4 protein-coding genes are annotated in these 5,303 nt (G+C 64.3%); all 4 read right to left on the bottom strand.

Annotated elements, in window-relative coordinates:
* A partial coding sequence (locus QTH91_RS22995; protein ID WP_286662501.1) for a PLP-dependent aminotransferase family protein occupies positions 1-1,962 on the bottom strand: 1,962 nt, incomplete at its 3' end.
* Between the two features lie 48 nt (positions 1,963-2,010).
* Positions 2,011-2,877, bottom strand: a complete 867-nt coding sequence (locus QTH91_RS22990; protein WP_286662500.1) for an amino acid ABC transporter substrate-binding protein — start codon at positions 2,875-2,877, stop codon at positions 2,011-2,013.
* A gap of 115 nt (positions 2,878-2,992) precedes the next feature.
* Positions 2,993-4,162, bottom strand: a complete 1,170-nt coding sequence (locus QTH91_RS22985; RefSeq protein WP_286662499.1) for a BamA/TamA family outer membrane protein — start codon at positions 4,160-4,162, stop codon at positions 2,993-2,995.
* A 36-nt stretch (positions 4,163-4,198) separates the two neighbouring features.
* A partial coding sequence (locus QTH91_RS22980) for a bifunctional aspartate transaminase/aspartate 4-decarboxylase (protein WP_286662498.1) occupies positions 4,199-5,303 on the bottom strand: 1,105 nt, incomplete at its 5' end.

The raw sequence follows: 5,303 nt of genomic DNA, 5'->3' as shown, positions 1-5,303 counted from the left end.
GCGCAGGTCCAGCGCCAGCGCGACGGCTTCCATCACAAGCTCGTACCCTTCCAGTTCCATCTGCCTGCGCGCCACGTCGAGCGACGCGATGATCTGCTGGTTGGGCGAGGTAGAGGTGTGGGTGTAGAAGGCCTCGTGGAACTGCTCCTCGACCTCGGAGAAGTCCTGGTCGTGCACCAGGATCATCGAGCCCTGGCGCAGCGCCGACATCGACTTGTGGGTGGAGTTGGTCTGGTAGACGCGGATGCGTGCAACGTCCGGGTCCGGCATGAGTCGCTTGTCGAGCAGCGAGGCATCCGACGGATCGAGCGCGTCGCCGACCTTTCCGCCCATGCTTTCCTTCCATTCTTCGAACGTCTTGCGGTAGTCCGGAGACAGCAGCCGGTCGTGCAGCGCCTGTGCCGCGCCCATGCCCGTGCGCCGGCGATGGAAGGGCGAGAAGCGCGCGAACGCGAACCAGGCTTCGTCCCAGAGAAAGACCAGGTCGGGCTTGATCGCCAGGCACTCTTCCATCACCCGGCGGCAGTTGTACATGTGGCCGTCGAACGTGCAGTTGGTCAGGTCGACGACGCGCGCGCGGTCGAGCTTGCCTTCCGCCTTGAGCGACAACAGGGCTTGCTTGATGGTGCGAAGCGGCACGGCCCCGTACATCGAGTACTCGACCATCGGGAAGGCTTCCAGATACAGCGGCTGCGCGCCCGCCAGCACGAGCCCGTAGTGGTGCGACTTGTGGCAGTTGCGGTCGATCAGGACGATGTCCCCAGGCCGGCACAGGGCCTGAACCACGATCTTGTTGGAAGTGGATGTGCCGTTGGTGGCGAAGAAGGCCTTGTTCGCACCGAAGGCGCGGGCCGTCATGTCCTGCGCCTCCTTGATGTTGCCGGTGGGGTCGAGCAGGCTGTCGAGCCCGCCCGTGGTGGCCGACGACTCCGCCAGGAACAGGTTGGCGCCATAGAACTGGCCCATGTCCCGTATCCAGTTGGACTTGAAGATCGATTTGCCGCGGGCCACGGGCAGCGCATGGAAGGTGCCGATCGGGCGGGCAGCGTACTTCTTGAGATTGTCGAAGAAGGGCGTGCGGAATCGCTCGGCCACGCCGCCGAGGATGCTCAGGTGAATCTCCATGAGTTCTTCCACCTCGTAGAACACGCGCCGCACCGACGCCGCCTGCATGCTGGTGGCGGTTTCCTCCAGGCCGCGCTCGGTCACGAGGTAGATGTCGATCTCCGGCCTGATCTGCTTGAGCGCGCTGGCCAGCAGAAGGCCGTTGTCGTGCTGGAGGCCGTCTTCCTGGATGTTGCCGAAGCGCTTGGCCAACTCGCGCACCGCCGGCATGTCGTGACGTGACCGGAAGCGAAAACCGTCGTAGATGACAACGGCCTGCAAGTTGGTGTTGACGATCGTCGCCACCACCGCGTCCTCGAAGCTGAAGCTCTGCACCAACTCGTAGGTGAAGCTGTCCTCGGGGCGGCGCAGCTTGCGCACCTCGCGCTGCAGATCGGCATCGCGCGTGGCCTCGAGCGACACGGTCAGCACTTCGAAGTAGGGCCGGCTCACATGGTCGGCCACCAGCCCGGGCGGAATGCGCTCGCTCACGTCGCCCTCTGCGTCGGCCTCAATGTTCCAGGCCGTGGCGTCGCGGCGGTAGGCGCCGGAGAAGATGGCCAGCTTGATCCGGCTGACACCATTGGCGAAGGCTTCCAGGTCACCTTCGGAAAGCAGCTTGCGCAGCTGCCGCATCAAGTGCGTGCCGGGGTAGGCCCAGAAGCCCTCCAGCGGCTCCAGCTGGCCCAGCAGTGTCTCGACCTGCGCAGCCAGCTGCTCCTTGTTTCCGCCAGGCCGCAGCTGCGACTGCGCGACGACCTGCAGCCTGCTCCAGCGTTCGCGCCGTGATTCCGCCGCACTGAGAAAGTCAGAGAGCGGCGCGCTGTCGGGGGTGTTGGTCGCGGTGGACTGAGTCATTTGCTTGTCTCCTGCATCCTTGTTCGACACGTTGCCGACTGGCAACGACTACTCTGGCAGTGCGCCAAGTACGTAAGTGGCCTCCAGCAATGGCGAGGGGAGTGCCGGGGAAAAGGCATCACGGAAGATCTGGACGATGTCGCCGCTGCGGTAGGTCTGCGCGAGCGCACGGTTGACCATCAGGCGCAGGTCGGCATCGCGGCGCATCATGAGGCCGTAGGTCTCCAGCGAGAAGTCGTCGGCAGCCAGACGCAATGGCGGGCCGGACGATGCGCCGGACGTCGCCTCGCCAGCCAGGATGAGCCGGTCGGTGGCATAAGCGTCGATGCTGCCGGCCCGCACGGCGGCGATGCCTTCCGTGTGCGTTGCCATCGTCACGTAGACGGGTTCTATGCCACGCGCGGATAGCCGCTGCAGGACCTGTTCGGTGGTGGTGCCGGGAATGACGCCAACACGCTTGCGATTCAGGTCAGCCACCTTGGTCATCCCCGACGACACCGTGGCGATGAACGAAGAGCTTTCGACCCAGATGGCGTTGCTGAAGTCAACCTGCTGCTCGCGTGCGAGCGTTCTCGACGTGCTGCCGCATTCGATGTCGACACGGCCGTCTTTGACGGCCTGTATGCGATTAGCGGCAGTCACCGGCACCCACTGAATGTTCAGCTGAGTCAGCTGCAGCTGAGTCTTCAGCGAGGCGGCCACGCGCCTGCACAGTTCGACCGAATAGCCCGAGGCCGAGCCGTCGGCGCCCTTGAAGGAAAAGGGGCGGGCATCCTCGCGATAGCCAAGCTTGAGCACCTGTGCCGACGCGATCTGCGACGGTGCCCCGGTCGCGGTGGCTGGAGCGGAACTGGTCGCGCATCCGCCCACGAGGGCAAGCAGGACAAGGGCGGGCAGGCCATGCGAAGTCTTCATTGCGCTGAACTCTTTCAGTTGTTCGCAGCCGACAGACTCGACCGCATCGTGGGAGCCAGAAAACTACATGCAATGCCAGGCAGTGCAAATCCTACTTAGGTTGGATCAATGCTCGTCACGGCCTGAACCAGCCGCTGCCAACGACCAGGTACACCGCATCGGTTCCGGGGCTGTGGGCCACGTCCAGGCCGACGTCCAGTCCGAACTTGCGCGCGAGCGTGTACCGAATGCCAAAGCCGCCACTGGCGACGTTCTGGGAAGAGGCGAACCTGTCGCGGCTGTGCGTGGCGCCGAAGCCGGCAAAGGCCACGGCGCTCCAACGGCCCGCGAAGCGCCAGCGTCCCTCCATCTCGAGGCTGGCGACTTCTTCACCCTGATAGCGCATGGCGGGCACGCCGCGCAGGAACACGTAGGGCAGAAGAAAGAATGGCGTGTCCTCCGACGCCCAGGCGTAACTGGCGCGTGCGCCGATCAAGATGTCTCGCGAGAGCGGATGCCAACCCATCAGCAATTGCTGAAAGCGTTCGAACTCGCCGGATGCGCCCAGCGCCTCGCGGGATGCGGCCCAGGAGGTCTCGGCATAGATCCCCTTCGTGGGCGTGAAGACGTTGTCGCGAGTGTCGTATTCGAGGATTGCGGTGGGCGCAGAAATAGTCACGCGCGTCCGTTCGGCCAGCGAAGGTAAGAGCGGTTCTTCACGCAGCGTCGGATCGACGTCGCCGTACACGTACCGAAGCCCGATGGCCCAAGGGGACTTGGGCGCCAGTTGCCAATTGACCTGCGCGACGGCACCGGTGAACTGCAGTGAGTAGCGCACCTTCTGATCCTCGACCGTGCCGGCGCGCTGGCCATAGAAGTCGATGTTGACCTGCCCGGCCGCCGCGCCGACCATTGTGCGCAGGCGCCCGCCCATCCAACGGCTCGAGTCGCCGGCAAACGTTCCTTTGGTGCCGTTCTCTGTGGCGAAGGCGCCCAAGCCCGAGATGTCGGGTCGGGACCATCCCTCGGCCGCATCTTCCGTTCTTGGCCGCAGGAACATGGCCGCGAGGCCGCCGCCCAAGCCAACGGCAGGCTCCGTCACGACAATCGGCACCGGCAGGAAGCCCTTCTGGTGCGCAAGAAAGTCGCTCATGTCGAAGCGGCCGTCTTGAGGGTCGAACAGGCGAACGGTCTTCTGATCCGTTGCGCTCGCCTGCGACGCGACTGCAGCTGCATCCGCCAACGGCGGCACCGAGTTCGCCCAGACGGCAGGCGCCATGCCAACGCCCGATGCAAGCGAGCACATTGCAAGCCGCCGGACGTGGCGCAATCTGCGTCCGGGTTAGGGCTTCATGCTCTTGGACCCGGCGCCTTCCGGTGTCCGCTGGAATGCCTCGACGTAGTTGCGCGCCACGGCCCGCACTGCGCGGCCGATCTGCTCGTAGACCTCTTCGTCCAGGTTGGCGAAGGAGATGCGGGCGGACCAGTCCGGGGCTTCGAAGCCGCCGCCGTTGAGCAGCACGATGCCGTGGTCTTCGGCCAGGCGAAAGACGATGTCCAGCGGGTGGACGTTGGCCTTGACCCATTGCACCAGCTCTTCGCTGCCGTACTTGCGCAGCCAGAATTCCAGGTCGATCAGGCCGTAGTAGTAGTCGAACTTGGGATTGGGTTGCACCTCGATGCCCAGGCCGCTGAGCGTCGCCTCGGCCCGGCGGTGGCAGATGTTCATGCAGGCCTTCTGATAGGCCTTGGCCTCGTCCATCAGCTCGTACAGCGAGAACAGGGACATCATCACCTGCTGGGGCAACGACAGGCCGGCGGTGTGATTGAGGGCCACGTCACGGCTGTCGGCGACGATGCGGTCGATGAACTTGATCTCGCGCGGATGGGGAGTCAGCGTGCCGTAGCGCTTGTCGAGCTTTTCAAGCGTGGTGGCGTCGTGGGCGGCGATCTTCTCGTCGAAGATGTTGTCCTCGTGCACCGCGATCACGCCAAGGCGCCAACCGGTGCAGCCAAAGTACTTGCTGTACGAATACACGCCGATGGTGTTGCGCGGATAGGCGCCGAGCAGCGAACGGAATCCCGGCACGAACGTGCCGTACACATCGTCGGTCAGCAAGAGCAGGTCGGGCCGCTTTTCAAGGATCTTGCCGATCTTGGCGATCACCTCGTCCGAGACCGCCATGGCCGAGGGGTTGCCGGGGTTCACGACGAAGAAGGCCTTGATCTTCGGATCGAGCAGCTTGTCGAGTTCCGCATCGGTGAACTGGAACCGGTTCTCTTGTGGCGCATGGATCGTCACGATCTGGAGGTCGTAGTCCTCCAGGTGGGGCATCTCCAGGTAGGGCGTGAAGATCGGCACGCCCAGCGCGATCGTGTCGCCGGCATTGAGCAAGCGGTTGTTCTTCAGCGACTTGAAGGTGTAGCACATGGCGGCCGTGCCGCCT

Source organism: Variovorax dokdonensis, assembly GCF_030316895.1.
Classification (GTDB): domain Bacteria; phylum Pseudomonadota; class Gammaproteobacteria; order Burkholderiales; family Burkholderiaceae_C; genus Variovorax; species Variovorax dokdonensis.
Note: the sequence above shows the minus strand (reverse complement) of the source record. Positions and strands in the feature narration are given on the sequence as shown.

Coding starts and splice junctions, on each gene's coding strand:
- QTH91_RS22990 (WP_286662500.1), bottom strand. CDS start 2,877: ATGAAGACTTCGCATGGCCTGCCCGCCCTTGTCCTGCTTGCCCTCGTG.
- QTH91_RS22985 (WP_286662499.1), bottom strand. CDS start 4,162: ATGTGCTCGCTTGCATCGGGCGTTGGCATGGCGCCTGCCGTCTGGGCG.